This is a genomic window from Acidovorax sp. ACV02, assembly GCF_014851475.1.
Taxonomy (GTDB): Bacteria; Pseudomonadota; Gammaproteobacteria; order Burkholderiales; family Burkholderiaceae_C; genus Acidovorax; species Acidovorax delafieldii.
In genome coordinates this window covers 78709-92938 of record NZ_JACUZU010000007.1, presented here as the reverse complement: position 1 = coordinate 92938, position 14230 = coordinate 78709, and the positions used below count along the sequence as shown (strand labels likewise).

The following is a 14230-nucleotide window of genomic DNA, read 5'->3' as shown; positions in this document are numbered from 1 at the left end:
AATCGCTGCCAAAGAACTGCACTTGTTCCCCATGCGCATCAATCAACCCCTGGACAGCCTCCCTGACATGGCGGTGTTTGCGCGTGTGGTGGATGCGGGCAGCTTCTCGGCCGCCGCGCGGCAGCTGGGCATCACCCCGTCGGCGGTCAGCCGCCAGGTGGCCCGGCTGGAAGGGGCGCTGCGCGTGCGGCTGCTGGAGCGCACCACCCGCAAGCTGCGGCTGACCGATGCGGGCACGGCGGTCTACAGCCGCTGCCAGGACATGGTGTCTGCCGCGCGCGAGGTGTGGGCGCTGAGCGACACCCACTCTGCCGCGCCATCGGGGATGGTGCGCATGAGCATGGCCAAGGCGGTGGGGCGCCAACTCGTTCACCCCCTGGTGCTGCCGTTTTTGCAGAAATACCCCGAGGTCGATGTGCAACTGCTCATCACCGACCGCACGGTGGACCTGTTCGAGGAACCCATCGACCTGGCCCTGCGCGTGACCGACACGCCACCCCCGGGCCTGGCCGGGCGGCCGCTGGCCACGTTGCGCCACCTGGCCTGCGCCAGCCCGCATTACCTGGCTGAGCGGGGCCACCCCCAGCACCCGCGCGACCTGGAGCACCACGCCTGCATCACCCTGGGCGAGGACGAGCGCGACCGGCACTGGCGCTTCGAGCGCGCAGGCGAATCCGCCACGGTGGCTGTGCGCGGGCGCTATGTGGCCAACCACAGCGAGGTGCGACTGGAGGCCGCGCTGAGCCACCTGGGCATTGCCAGCCTGCCGGGCTTTACCGCGCGCGCTGCGTTGGCGCGGGGTGACCTAGTGACCGTGCTGCCCGACTGGGAGCACAAGACCTCGTACGCGGGCACGGCCTGGGTGCTGTACCCGTCCCACCGGTTTCTGCCCGCCAAGCTGCGGGTGTGGATCGACCACCTGGTGGAAGGTTTTGCGGGCGTGGAGTGAAGCGGGTGAGGGGCGTGAGGGCAGGGCGACCGTGCGGTGGGCGCAGCGGGTGTTGCACCCTCGGCCGCTCATCTGGCCCGGGGCTGATCACCCAACGACGGTGCCTTGGGGCCAGCAGCAAAGTTCGCCGCCTTTGCTGCTTCATGGCCCGCAGCGTTGCGCAACCACCGCAGTCGCCGTCTTTTGTGTAACCAAAGTCTGCAAATCAGGGTTTACACCTTGTCATTTTGCGTAATTATGAGAAATTACACACATGGCGAGGCAATCGCCTCTGTTGTCAGCTGTTAGTGGTGTGTTGCAGGCATTCGGCCTGCGCCGTGCTTCAGCCGCTGACAGCCGATGCCTCGCGGGTTGGTGCCCTGGAGCCTTGTTTTACATGCGTCCTGTCCCGAATTCACTGCACGACGAAGTCGCCTCCCGGCTGCGGGAGCAGATTTTCGCGGGCGCCTTGCCGCCCGGCAGCTTTCTGGACGAGGCGGCCTTGTGCGAGCGGCTGGAGATCTCGCGCACCCCGCTGCGCGAAGCGCTCAAGGTGCTGGTGGCCGAGGGGCTGCTGCGCCATGAGCCGCGCCGGGGTTGTTTTGTGGCCGAGGTCACCGAGAGCGATCTGGACAACATCTTTCCCGTCATCGCGTTGCTGGAGGGGCGTGCCGCACACGAGGCCACGCGCAAGGCCGTGGCGGCCGACATTGCCGCGCTGGAGCTGCTGCACGAGCGCCTGCAACAGTGCGCGGCCGATGGGCGCATGACCGACTACTACGAAGCCAACTACGCCATCCACGAGGCCTTCATCACGCTGGCGGACAACCGCTGGCTGGCCCAGGTGATTGGTGACCTGCGCAAGATCCTGCGGCTGGCACGCCACAAGACGCTGCATGCCCCCGGGCGCATGCAGCAAAGCCTGGCAGAGCATCTGGCCGTGTTTGCCGCGCTCAAGGCGCGCGACTGCGACGCGGCCGAGGAGGCCATGCGCACCCATCTGTTGCGCCAGCGCGATGCGCTGCGCGATGTAGCCCGCAACCAGCAATCGAGGTTGACCCCATGATCAACAGCACTCCCGAATGGATCACCCGCAGCGTGTCACGCCTGCGCACTGCCGCGCCTGCCGCCGACAAGGCGGGGGACAAGACCGCCGACAAGTCTGCCAAGGCCTCACTCGACAAAACCGTGACCGATGTGGTCGCCAAGGTCGCGGTGCCGCGTTCTACCAATGAGCGCCTGCAGGCCACCCTGCGGCGCGGCCAGGAGGCGTTGTCGCCCCGCGCATTGCGCCGTCTGCTGGCCGATTTGCAGGAGGTGGTGGCGCCGCAGGTGAGCGAGATCGAAGGCGGCCGCCGCGCCCAGGCCGTGGCCGAGTGGTATGCGAAGGCCGAGCCCGAGGAGCGGCGCGACATGTGGCTGCTGATGTGCGAGCAGTTCGCACCCGACGCCACACGCTTCAAGTCGGCCCGCCAGCGCTACGAGGCGGCAGCGGGTACTGCCGAAGAAGGGCAGGCCGAGATCAGCCTGCGCCGTGCGCTGGTATCGCCGCGCACGCGGCTGCTGCAGCGGTTTTCGGCATTCCCCGAGGGCATGCGGTTTCTGGTAGACCTGCGTGCCGAAATTTTGCCGCTGCTCAAGGCCGACAAGCGCCTGCTGCCGCTCGATGCCGAGCTGGAGCATTTGTTTTCGACCTGGTTTGACGTGGCCTTTCTGGAGCTGCGCCGGCTGTCGTGGGACTCGCCCGCATCGCTGCTCGAAAAGCTCATCAAGTACGAGGCCGTGCACGACATCCGCAGCTGGGCCGACCTGAAGAACCGGCTGGACAGCGACCGCCGCTGCTATGGCTTCTTCCACCCGCGCCTGCCCAACGAGCCGCTGATCTTTGTGGAGGTGGCGCTGGTGGACAAGATTTCGTCCAGCATCACGCCGCTGCTGGATGAGGCTGCTGCGCCCGTGGACATCACACGGGCCACCACGGCCATCTTCTATTCCATCAGCAACACGCAAACAGGCCTGCGCGGCGTGAGCTTTGGCGACTCGCTCATCAAGCATGTGGTGGAAACGCTCACGGCCGAGTTCCCGCGCCTGCGCACCTTCGCCACGCTGTCGCCCATTCCGGGTTTCCGCGCTTGGCTGAGCAAACATGCAGGGGCCATGCTGGACCGCCTGGACGACAAGCGCCGCAGCGAACTGGGCCGCGCGGTGGGCTTCGAGCCGCCGCAGGCCACGCATTTGCTCGGGGCGGTGGACAAGGCGCTGGAGCTGGACGCCAAATCCCCCGTGCGCCAGATGTTGCTGGAATGCGCCGCGTACTATCTGGGCCGCGAGCTGCAAGAGGGCAAACCGGCAGACCCCGTGGCCCGCTTCCACCTGGGCAACGGCGCGCGGGTAGAGCGCCTGAACTGGGCGGGTGACCCGTCCGGCAAGGGGCAGAAACAATCGTACGGGCTCATGGTGAACTACCTGTACGACTTGAAGCGCATCGACAAGCATCGCAGCTTGCTTGCGCAGGGCAAAGTGCCAGTGTCGGGGGACATCGACAGCCTTTGCCGCGACTGACGGGGCGGCCGGCAAGATGCCGGGTGGACCAGTGACCGCGTATTTTTACAACGACAGGAGACAAGGAATGACTGATTTGCGAATCCAACGCCGGGGTGTATTGCTCGGCGCGGCGGCTGCAGGCCTGGGCTTGGCCAGCAGCAACAGCTGGGCCCAAAGCACCTGGCCCAGCAAGCCCGTGACGGTGGTGGTGCCGTTCCCTGCCGGTGGCGGCACCGATGCGTTTGCCCGGCCGCTGGCTGCGCAGTTTTCCAAAAGTACGGGCAAGACGCTGGTGATCGACAACCGGGGGGGCGCCGGGGGCACGCTGGGTGCCAGCATTGCGTCCAAGGCGGCGCCCGATGGCTACACGCTGTTCATGGGCGCCGTGCACCACGCGATTGCCCCTGCGATGTACCCCAAGCTCGACTACGACATCGAGAAAGACTTCATTCCCCTGGCGCTGCTGGCCAACGTGCCCCAGGTGCTGGTGGTCAATCCCAAGACGCCGTCAACCAACTTCAAGCAGTTTCTGGACTACATCAAGCGCAACCCTGCCAAGCTCAACTACGGTTCGGCCGGAGCGGGCACCTCGCACCATCTGGCGGGCGAGCTGTTCAAGCAGCAGACAGGCACCTTTATCACCCACATCCCCTACCGGGGCGCGGGCCCCGCGCTGCAGGATCTCATTGGCGGCAACGTGGACATGATGTTCGACGGCCTGGGCTCGTCAGCCAATCACATCAAGAGCGGCCGTATCAAGGCGCTGATGGTGTCCGGCGCCAAGCGCAACCCCGCATTCCCCGACGTACCCTGCGCCTCCGAAGTGGGCCTGCCCGACTACACCGTGACCACCTGGTACGGCCTGTGGGCGCCCAAAGGCACACCGGCCGACGTGCAGGCCCGCATCGTGGATGAGATCAAGCGCCTGGGCACCGCCGATGAACTCAAGGCCGTGTGGGCCAGCAACGGCGCGGATTACGGCGGCATGACGCAGCAGCAGTTTGGCGCGTTTGTGAGCAGCGAGGTCAAGCGCTGGGCGGCGGTGGTGAAGGCGTCTGGCGCAAAGCTGGACTAACCCCCAAGGAGAACGCCATCCGTGGCCTGCCAAAGCCAGTTCCACGGTGGCGCTGGCGATGGCATGGCGGGGTGAGAAGGTCGTCGGCGGTATGTGAAGGAAATGGATACCAGGATGTCGGGTGAAGTGTTGATGAATGCTGGTGAGGGCGGGGTGGTGCATGTCACCCTGCGCCACACCGGGCGGCTGAACGCCATGTCGCGGCCCATGTGGCGGCAGTTGCGTGCGGTGTTTGAAGACGTTCAGCGCTCGGCCGATGCGCGCTGTGTGCTCATCGCGGGCGAGGGCGGGGCGTTCTGTGCGGGCGGAGACATTTCAGAGTACCCCGGCTTCCGTTTTGACGCGGCCGCGCTGCGCGACTTTCATGAAAACGACGTGTGGGGCGGGCTCAATGCCATGCTCCAGTGCGACGTGCCCATCGTGGCCCAGATCAGCGGCGCCTGCATGGGCGCCGGCGTGGAGATTGCCAGCTGCTGCGACATCCGGGTGGCGGGCAATGGCGCGCGTTTTGGCGCGCCGATTGCCAAGCTGGGTTTTCCGATGGCCCCGCGCGAGGCGCAGCTGGTGGCAGGTGCAGTGGGTGACGTGACCGCACGCCGGATGCTGCTGGAAGCCGCCACCTTCAGCGCTCCCGACATGCTGGCACGCGGCTTTTTGAGCCGCGTGGTGGCCGACGACATGGTGGCCACCGAAGCCCTGGGCAGTGCCCAGCGCATTGCCGCGCTGGCGCCCCAGGCCGCCCGCATGAACAAACAGACGTTTCGGGCGCTGAAAGCGCCTGTAGCGCTACAGAATCATGCCTTGTTTGCTATTGAAAACATAGTAAATGGCCCTGCCGACCCCTATGCCTACGCCGCCAGCGCCGAGCATCGCGAAGGGATCTCTGCCTTTCTGGACAAGCGCGCGCCGGTGTTCTGACCGACGCCTCCGTCCCCGCTTTCTCCCATTCAGTCGGTCCCAACCTCTCAACCCAGCCACCCAGCCCATTGAAGTCTGAGCCATGAGCCAACACAACCTCTTCAGCGCCCTGCGCGCCGCTTTCCCGTCCGACCTGGACAGCACTGCCGTTGAGACCACGGCGGCAGACGGCACCCCGCTGTTCTACACCTGGCGCGATCTGGACCGCGCCAGCGCCCGCATCGCCAACCTGCTTGCATCGCTCAAGCTGCCCGAAGGCAGCCGGGTGGCCGTGCAGGTCGAAAAGTCGGTCGAAGCCATGGCGCTGTACCTGGCCACGCTGCGTGCGGGCTACGTCTTTTTGCCGCTCAACACCGCCTACCAAAGCGCCGAGATCGAATACTTCATCGGCAACGCCGAGCCGGCCGTGGTGGTGTGCTCGCCCGGCAACTTTGGCTGGGTCAGCAAGATTGCCTTCACCCTGGGCACGCAGCATGTCTTCACCCTGGGTGACGACCGCACCGGCAGCCTGCTGGAGCGTGCAGCACACCACGGCGACGAGCACCAGGCCGTGTCCCGCAGCGCCGACGACCTGGCCGCCATCCTGTACACCAGCGGCACCACCGGCCGCAGCAAGGGCGCCATGCTCACGCACGGCAACATGCTCAGCAATGCCGTCATGCTCAAGGACTACTGGGGCTGGAAGAAGGGGGACGTGCTCATCCACGCGTTGCCCATCTTCCACGTGCATGGCCTGTTCGTGGCCATCCATGGCGCGCTCATCAACGGCAGCAAGATGATCTGGATGGCCAAGTTCGACCCCAAGGCCGTCATCGCCGCCATGCCCCGCGCCACCGTGTTCATGGGCGTGCCCACACTGTACGTGCGCATGCTGGCCGAGACTGGTTTGAACAAACAGGCCGTCAAGAACATGCGCCTGTTCATCGCAGGCTCTGCACCGCTGCTCATCGAAACCTTCAAGGAATGGCAGCAGCGCACCGGCCACACCATCCTGGAGCGCTACGGCATGAGCGAAACCATCATGCTCACCAGCAACCCCTACAGCGCCGACCAGCGCTACAAGGGCCAGGACGAACGCCGTGGCGGCACCGTGGGCTTCCCTCTGCCGGGCGTGAGCCTGCGCGTGCAGGGCGACGACGGCAAAGACCTGCCCGTGGGCGAGATCGGTGGCATCCAGGTCAAGGGTCCCAACGTGTTCAAGGGCTACTGGCGCATGCCTGAAAAGACCGCCGAAGAGTTCACGAAAGACGGCTACTTCAAGACCGGCGACGTGGGCAAGGTCGATGAGCGCGGCTACGTGCACATCGTGGGCCGCAGCAAAGACCTCATCATCAGCGGCGGCTACAACGTCTACCCAGCAGAGATCGAGGGCTACATCAACGACATGCCCGGCGTGGCCGAAAGCGCCCTGGTGGGTGTGCCGCACCCTGACTTTGGCGAAGTGGGCGTGGCCGTGGTCATTGCCAAGCCCGGTGCCAGCCTGGACGCCGATGCCATCGTGGCCCAGCTCAAGTCGCAGTTGGCCAACTTCAAGATCCCCAAGAAGTGCTTCGTGGTGTCCGAGCTGCCGCGCAACACCATGGGCAAGGTGCAAAAGAACCTGCTGCGGGATCAGTACAAAGGGTTGTTCGCCTGAGGCAGGCCCGCAAGTGGAGGCCTTCGCACTGGCAAAAATAGTGTGAACAGGCCCTAGCCCGCTGCAGAGGCCTGGGGGTTGCAGAAAATGCAGGGCGTGGCGGCTGGCGCCGCGGCGCCCTCGGCATGGTTGCAGCAGTGTTCCAGCCACCCCGCCACCAGCCGGTACACCGACAAATTGGTGCGTGCCGTGGGCGCGCACAGGTAGTAGCCGAGCGGGCTGTCAAAGCGGTCTTTCAGGGGCTCTACGAGAGTGCCTGCCTGCAATTCGTCTTCTACCAGGCAGGTGGGCACGATGCCCACGCCAAAGCCTGAAACCGCTGCGCGGATGATGAGTGAATACAGGTTGAAGCCCGGCCCGAAGCGGCTGGCGCTGGTGTCCAGGCCGTGGGCTTCCATCCAGTCCTGCCAGGCCAGGGGCACCTCAATGTGCTGCAGCAGCGTGGCGCGCATCAAATCTTGTGGGGTGTTCAGGGGCAGGGCGGCCTGCAGTTGCGGGCTGCACACGATGCTGGTTTCCTTGCCAATCAGGTAGCGCGCATTGGCGCTGGGCCAATTGCCGTAGCCGTACTGAATGGCCGCGTCGAATTCATGCGGTGTCGCAAAGTCGTGCGCATGCTGGTAGCGCACAAAGTTCAGCGACACCTGCGGCAGCGTGCGCTTGAAGTGCCCCAGGCGCGGAAACAGCCACTGCGCCGCAAACGTGGGCGGCACGGACAGGTTGAGCGAGCCGCCATCGCCCCCGTACGACATGAGCTGTGCCGTGGCAGATTCCAGCGCGGCCATGGCCGGGCGGGTGGCGTTGAGGTAGGTAGCGCCCGCCTCGGTCAGCTCCAGCCCGGTGGCTTTGCGGATGAACAGCTTCTGGCCCAGGTAGTCCTCCAGCGCCGCGATGTGGCGGCTGATGGCGCTTTGTGTCACGCACAGCTCGCGCGCTGCCATGGTGAAGGCCTGGTGCTTGGCGGCGGAGTGAAAGGCGTTCAGCTCAGAGATGGTGGGGCACAGGCGGCGCATAGATGTGGCCTAGGGGGTATGAGTAGGGCTCATGGGATGGTGAGATTTTAGGCGTTGCGGATAAGGTCAATTGGCCCGATAAATGCGTCCTGTGACAGCAACGTGTCAAGCGCCACACTCTGTAGATGCTGCAATGCACCAGATGGATGCTTGATGGTCTTCATGGCCCTCTGAAAAAGCAGGCTATGAGTAATTTTGAAGCCATCGCGCCCACTTTGACGAATCTCATGACCTCTTTGTTGATTGAAAACAGCCGTGTGCTGGATGTCCACGCACTCACACTGCGCACCGGCCTGTCCGTTCTGGTGCAGGACGGCCGCATTGCGGCGGTAGGCACCGACCTGCAGGTGCCAGAAGGGACCACCACGCTCGACGCCAAGGGCATGACCCTGATGCCCGGCCTGATCGACTGCCACGTGCACGTGGTGGCGTCTTCGTTCAACTTGGGTGCCGTGGCCAAGATGCCCAACGTGTTCACCATGATGCGCTCGCTGCCCATCATGAAGGGCATGCTGGAGCGGGGCTTTACCACCGTGCGTGATGCGGGCGGCGCCGACTGGTCGCTGGCCGAGGCGGTGCGAACGGGGCTGGTGCAGGGGCCGCGCATCTTCCCTGCGGGCAAGGCGCTGTCGCAAACCGGCGGGCATGCGGATTTCCGCCAGCGCAACGATGACCTGGATGTGTGTTCGTGCGCCTACAAGCTGGGCAACATCGGCCGCGTGGTCGATGGCGTGGATGCTTGCCGCCTGGCGGTGCGTGAAGAAATTCTGAAGGGCGCCACGCAGATCAAGGTGATGGCTTCGGGCGGCGTGGCATCGCCCAACGACCCGATTGGCAACCTGGGCTATTCCGAGGCCGAGCTGCACGCCATTGTGGAAGAAGCATCCAATGCCAACACCTATGTCATGGCCCACGCCTACACGCCCCGCGCCATCGCCCGCGCCGTGCGCTGCGGCGTGCGCACCATCGAGCACGGCAATCTGGTGGATGCGCCCACGGCAGAGTTCATGGCCGAGATGGGCGCTTTCATGGTGCCCACGCTCATCACCTACGAGGGCCTGGCCAACGAGGGCGAGCGTTATGGCCTGCCTGCGGTGTCGATTGCCAAGATCGACTCGGTACGTGGCCAGGGCAAGCAGGCCATCGAGATCCTGGCCAAGGCGGGCGTGAAGATGGGCCTGGGCAGCGACTTGCTGGCCGAGACGCATTACCTGCAGTCGGACGAGTTGCGCCTGCGCGCGGAGATTCTGGGCAATGGCCCGGTGCTGCAGCAGGCCACGCTGATTGGCGCGGAGATTCTGGGCCAGCAAGGCCAGCTGGGCGAAGTCACGGCCGGTGCCATTGCCGACATCTTGCTGGTCGATGGCAACCCGCTCACCGACATCACCTGCCTGCTGAACCAGGGCGAGCGCATTCGCGCCATCGCCAAGGACGGCGTGTGGGTCAAGAACACCCTTTGAGTCCCTTTCACCCCCTCACCCCCATCCCATTCCCCTACCGGAGATCACCATGCAACGTAGAAATTTCGTCAAGCTCGGCGGCGCCGCTGCGGCTCTGCAGTTCCTTCCCTCCATCGGTTTCAGCCAGCAAGGTGAGGTGTTCCGCATTGGCTCGCTCACGCCCATCACCGGTGCAGGCAGCCCCTACGGCCCAGGCATGCAGCAGGCCATCCGCCTGGCCGTGGATGAGGTCAATGCCGCGGGCGGCGCGGGTGGGCGCAAGCTCGAACTCTTCACCGAAGACGACCAGACCAAGCCTGACGCGGCCGTGCTGGCCGCCAAGAAGCTGATCGAAGTGAACAAGGTGCAGGCGGTGCTGGGCACCTGGGCCTCGGGCGTGACGCTGGCAGTGATGCCGCTGACCGACGCGGCAGGCATCATCCAGATGAACGTGTCGGGTGCGCCCGCCATTTCCACGCTGGACACCAAGGACCTGGTGTGGCGCTTTCAGGCCACCAACGACCGCTTTGGCGCGGCCTTCGCCGAGATTTGCACCAAGCGCGGCTTCAAGCGCCCGGCCACGATGGCGTTCAACAACGCATCCGGCCTGGGCAACGTGGAAGGCTTCACCAAGGCCTGGGAGAAACGCGGCGGCAAGGTGGCGGCCCATGTCACCTACGAGCCCAGCCGCCCCAGCTACCGCAGCGAGCTGCAGAAGATTCTGGCCGCCAAGCCGGATGTGATCGTGATGGGCTCGTACCTGCCCGACACCACCATCATCCTGCGCGAGTGGTTCCAGTCCGGTGCGGAAACGAAGTGGATCATCCCCGGCTGGGCGGCCAACCCCGACCTGGTGAAGGCCTTGGGCGCAGAGGTGTGTGAAGGCATCATTTCGGTGGACACGGTGTCCAACGAAAAGAGCGCCTCCTACGCCCAGTTTGACGCGGCCTTCACCAAGGCCACGGGCAAGGCCGCGTCCACCAACATCTACGCCGCCATGGCGTACGACATGGTGATCTCGCTGGCGCTGGCCATGGAGGCCGCTGGCCCCAAGGCCACGGTAGAGCAGGTCAACGCCAAGATGCGCGATGTCTCCAACGCCCCCGGCACGGCAGTGTTCACCTTTGCCGAAGGCAAGGCGCAACTGGCCAAAAAGGCCAAGGTGAACTACGAAGGCGCATCGAGCAAGCTGGACTTTGACAAGGCGGGCGATGTGACGCCGGACTTTGGCGTGTTCATCATCGAAAAGGGCCAGCTGGTGCGGCGCGACGTGGTGTCCATCACGATGTGATGGACCGCGCCCGGTGCGCCTGCCAGGTGCAGGCCCCGGGCATTTTTTTTGCGGCGCACAGCGCAGATGTGCATGGGATGACGGAATGACGCAATGACCTGGATCGACTTTGTAAACCTGCTGATCAACGGATTGATCGAAGGCCTGGTGGTGGCACTGCCTGCCCTGGCCATGACCCTGGTGATGGGCGTCAACCGCTTTCCCAACGCAGCCACGGGCGACATGCTCACCACCGGCGCCTACGCTGCCGTGGCGGTGCAGCTGTTGGGGGGCTGGCCGCTGTGGGCGGCGGCGCTCATCAGCATGGTGGTCACGGCCGTGGTGTCGGCGGGCTCGTACACGCTGATCTTTCGCAAGCTGGCCGGGCGGCCCATGGTGTCGTCCATGCTCGCAGCCATTGGCCTCGGGTTTTTGCTGCGCAGCCTGATCGGTTTCTTTGCTGGGCATGAACAGCGCACGTTTGACCTGCCCCTGGTGCGCGCCTGGAACTTTGGTGGCATTCGCGTGTTGCCCACCGACCTGGCCATTGCGGCGGTGGCTGCCGTTTGCCTGCTGGTGGTGTTTGTGCTGATCTACCGCACCAGCTTTGGCCGCCAGCTGCGCGCCGTGGCCGATAGTGCGGACCTGGCGCGGGCCAGCGGCATCCGCGCCAATGGGTTGATGCTTAGTTTGTGGCTGCTGGTGGGGGCCTTGTCCTCGCTGGGTGGCGTACTGCTGGGCATGAAGGCCGTGGTCAGCCCCGAGATGGGGTGGGAGAGCCTGATCCCCGCGTTTGCCGCCATGGTGCTGGGCGGCATCGGTAGCCCGGTGGGCGCGGTGCTGGGTGCGCTGCTGCTGTGTGTGGCGCAAGAGCTGGCGGTGCCACTGATGGGGCCGTCGTACAAGCTGGTGCTGTCGTTTGTGGTGTTGGCCCTGGTGCTGCTGGTGCGCCCGGCCGGCATCATGGGCCGCGTGCAGCTGGTGCGGTAAGGAGTTCGACCGATGATTGCTTACCTCTGTGCCATTGGCATCGTTGCCCTTATTTACTGCCTGCTGGCGCTGGGCCTGAACCTGCAGTTCGGCCTGACCCGGCTGGTCAACTTTGGCGTCGTGGCGTTCTTTGCCGTGGGCGCCTACACCTCGGGCCTGCTGGCGCTGCAAGGCGTGCCGCTGGTGCTGTGTTTTGTGGCGGCGGCTGTGCTCTCGGGCTTGCTGGCGCTGCCCATTGGCCTGCTGTCGCTGCGACTGCGCGATGACTACCTGGCCATCGTGACGCTGGGCTTTTCGGAGGCGGTGCGCATCTCCATCCAGCAAGAAAGCTGGCTGACCAAGGGCGTGCAGGGCTTGCCCGGCTTGCCCAAGCTGTTTGCGTCCTGGGGCAGTGGTGTGTCGGACATGGCGATTTTTGCCACGCTGCTGGCGGTGGTTGCGGTGGTGGCCTGGGGCACGGTGCGCCTGGCGGCCAGTCCGTTTGGCCGGCTGCTCAAGGCCATTGGCGACGATGAGCCCGCGTTGTCGGCCCTGGGCAAGGACCCGGCCAGGTTCAAGGTGCAGGTGTTCATGCTGGGGGCGGCGCTGGCTGGCGTGGCGGGGGCGTTCTATGCGCACTTCATCACCTTCATCACGCCAGAGCAGTTCATCCCGCTCATCACGTTCTATGTGTGGATGGGACTGGTGATGGGCGGCTCGGGCACGGTGCGCGGCGCGGTGTTTGGCTCGCTGCTGCTCATGGTGTTTCTGGAGGGCTCGCGCTTTGCCAAGGACTGGGTGCCGGGCGTGTCAGAAGTTGGCATGGCCAGCCTGCGTTTGGCTGCGGTGGGCCTGGCGCTGATTCTGGTCACCCTGTACAAGCCCAACGGCCTGTTTGGAGGCAAAACCCAATGACCGCAACAACGATGCTGAAAGTGGAGGCCGTCACGCGGCAATTCGGGGGCTTCAAGGCGGTGGACGGTGTGTCGCTGCAACTGGGCACGGGCGAGATTCTGGGCATTGCAGGCACCAACGGTGCGGGCAAGAGCACACTGTTTGCGGCCATTGCCGGGCAGCAGCCAGCGGACGCGGGGCAGATCCACTTTGAGGGGCATGACATCACCCGCATGCCCCCCTACCGCCGCGCGCGGCTGGGGCTGGTGCGCACGTTCCAGATTCCGCGTGAGTTCAAGAGCCTCACGGTGCACGAGAACCTGATGGCGGCTGCCGCCAACCCGCAAGGGGAGCGGCTGGTGAACGCCTTCTTCCAGACGCGCAGTCTGCGCGAGCACGAGGCGCAGTTGTCTGCCAAGGCGGACCGAATCCTCCAGTTTTTGAACCTGGCACGGGTGCGCGATGTGACGGCGGGGGGCTTGTCGGGCGGGCAGAAGAAGCTGGTGGAGTTGGGCCGGGTGCTGATGCTGGACCCGCGCTGCATCTTGCTGGACGAGCCGTTTGCCGGGGTGAACCCGGTGCTGATCGAAGAGATCTGTGACCGCGTGCGCGAGCTGAACGGGCAGGGCATTGCGTTCATCGTGATCGAGCACCACCTGCAGGCGCTCAAGTCGCTCTCCAACCGCATGATCGTGATGGACCGGGGCTCCATCCTGGCCGAGGGCGACCCGCACACGGTGCTGGACGACCCGCGTGTGCAGGAAGCCTATATGGGAGGGGTGGTATGAGCGGCGCAGACAACTTGCTGCAGATCGCGCAATTGCGCGGCGGGTATTCCGAGGTGGACATCATCCACGGCATTGACCTGGCCGTGGCGCCGGGCGAGATCGTGACCATTGCGGGCACCAACGGCGCAGGCAAGTCCACCCTGGTGAAGGCGCTGCTGGGCCTGCTGCCACGGGTGGCAGGCACCATCCACTTGGGGGGGCGCGACATCACGGCCTTGTCGGCCGAAGACCGCTTTGACGCAGGGCTGGCCTACGTGCCGCAGGTGGCCAATGTGTTCCCTTCGCTCACCGTGCGCGAGAACCTGTTGGTGGTGCGCGGCGTGGCAAACGTCAAGCGCCGCATGGACGAGGTGCTGGCCGACTTTCCGGCGCTGGTGGAACGTTTGCCTCAGCCCGCTAGCAACCTCTCGGGTGGCGAGCGCCAGCAGCTCGCCTTTGCGCGGGCCCTCATGCCATCGCCGCGCATCATGGTGCTGGACGAACCCACGGCAGCGCTGGCGCCCTCGCTGGTCGGCAAGGTGTTTGACATGGTGCAAAAGCTGCCCGCCGCAGACGTGGCGGTGCTGATGGTGGAGCAGCGCGCGCGCCAGGCGCTGCAGATCAGCCAGCAGGGCTACATCCTGGACCAGGGGCGCTGCGTGCTGCAGGGCCCGGCGCAGGGGCTGCTGGCCGATGAGCGCATGGCGCAGCTTTACCTGGGCAACCACTGAGCCACAGGGCACCCAGCCCTCAATGAAGAACACCGAGGAGGCTGCA

General features: G+C 65.2%; 13 protein-coding genes. 12 read left to right on the top strand and 1 reads right to left on the bottom strand.

The annotated features are described in order from the left end of the window. Positions 1–31: 31 nt before the first annotated feature. From IB236_RS17240 to IB236_RS17215, 6 genes are all read left to right on the top strand, one after another. Positions 32–949, top strand: a complete 918-nt coding sequence (locus tag IB236_RS17240; protein WP_146871368.1) for a LysR family transcriptional regulator — start codon at positions 32–34, stop codon at positions 947–949. 376 nt (positions 950–1325) lie between these two features. Continuing rightward, the gene (locus IB236_RS17235; protein ID WP_056064427.1) at positions 1326–1994 is read left to right on the top strand and encodes a GntR family transcriptional regulator; all 669 of its coding nucleotides are present in this window, start codon (positions 1326–1328) and stop codon (positions 1992–1994) included. After that, entirely contained in the window at positions 1991–3490 is a 1500-nt protein-coding gene (locus IB236_RS17230; RefSeq protein ID WP_225581223.1) for a malonyl-CoA decarboxylase, read from the top strand. The genes IB236_RS17235 and IB236_RS17230 overlap by 4 nt, the downstream gene beginning before the upstream one ends. A 67-nt stretch (positions 3491–3557) precedes the next feature. Beyond that, positions 3558–4547, top strand: a complete 990-nt coding sequence (locus IB236_RS17225; protein WP_056064424.1) for a tripartite tricarboxylate transporter substrate binding protein — start codon at positions 3558–3560, stop codon at positions 4545–4547. Positions 4548–4661: 114 nt separating this feature from the next. Beyond that, positions 4662–5465: an enoyl-CoA hydratase/isomerase family protein gene (locus IB236_RS17220; protein WP_192421796.1), complete on the top strand. Its 804-nt coding sequence runs from the start codon at positions 4662–4664 to the stop codon at positions 5463–5465. 82 nt (positions 5466–5547) lie between these two features. Continuing rightward, positions 5548–7101 carry a malonyl-CoA synthase gene (locus IB236_RS17215; protein ID WP_056747145.1) on the top strand — a complete coding sequence of 518 codons (1554 nt, stop codon included), beginning with the start codon at positions 5548–5550 and terminating at the stop codon, positions 7099–7101. A 53-nt stretch (positions 7102–7154) separates the two neighbouring features. Here the strand turns inward: IB236_RS17215 and IB236_RS17210 are convergent, their stop codons facing one another. Further along, complete coding sequence (locus IB236_RS17210) at positions 7155–8114, bottom strand: LysR substrate-binding domain-containing protein (protein ID WP_056064417.1); 960 nt, start codon at positions 8112–8114, stop codon at positions 7155–7157. A 227-nt stretch (positions 8115–8341) separates the two neighbouring features. Here IB236_RS17210 and IB236_RS17205 point away from each other — a divergent pair, with 227 nt between their 5' ends. The 6 genes from IB236_RS17205 (at position 8342) to IB236_RS17180 (ending at position 14184) form a co-directional block, all read left to right on the top strand. Beyond that, complete coding sequence (locus tag IB236_RS17205) at positions 8342–9574, top strand: amidohydrolase family protein (RefSeq protein WP_056747221.1); 1233 nt, start codon at positions 8342–8344, stop codon at positions 9572–9574. Between the two features lie 49 nt (positions 9575–9623). Then, positions 9624–10844, top strand: coding sequence for an ABC transporter substrate-binding protein (locus tag IB236_RS17200; protein ID WP_056747147.1), 1221 nt, complete (start codon positions 9624–9626; stop codon positions 10842–10844). 93 nt (positions 10845–10937) lie between these two features. Next, entirely contained in the window at positions 10938–11813 is an 876-nt protein-coding gene (locus IB236_RS17195; RefSeq protein ID WP_192421563.1) for a branched-chain amino acid ABC transporter permease, read from the top strand. 12 nt (positions 11814–11825) lie between these two features. Continuing rightward, positions 11826–12707 carry a branched-chain amino acid ABC transporter permease gene (locus IB236_RS17190; RefSeq protein ID WP_056747149.1) on the top strand — a complete coding sequence of 294 codons (882 nt, stop codon included), beginning with the start codon at positions 11826–11828 and terminating at the stop codon, positions 12705–12707. Beyond that, complete coding sequence (locus IB236_RS17185) at positions 12704–13474, top strand: ABC transporter ATP-binding protein (protein ID WP_082565070.1); 771 nt, start codon at positions 12704–12706, stop codon at positions 13472–13474. Before IB236_RS17190 ends, IB236_RS17185 begins: the two co-directional genes overlap by 4 nt. After that, positions 13471–14184, top strand: a complete 714-nt coding sequence (locus tag IB236_RS17180; protein ID WP_056747151.1) for an ABC transporter ATP-binding protein — start codon at positions 13471–13473, stop codon at positions 14182–14184. The genes IB236_RS17185 and IB236_RS17180 overlap by 4 nt, the downstream gene beginning before the upstream one ends. The last annotated feature ends 46 nt before the right edge of the window (positions 14185–14230 follow it).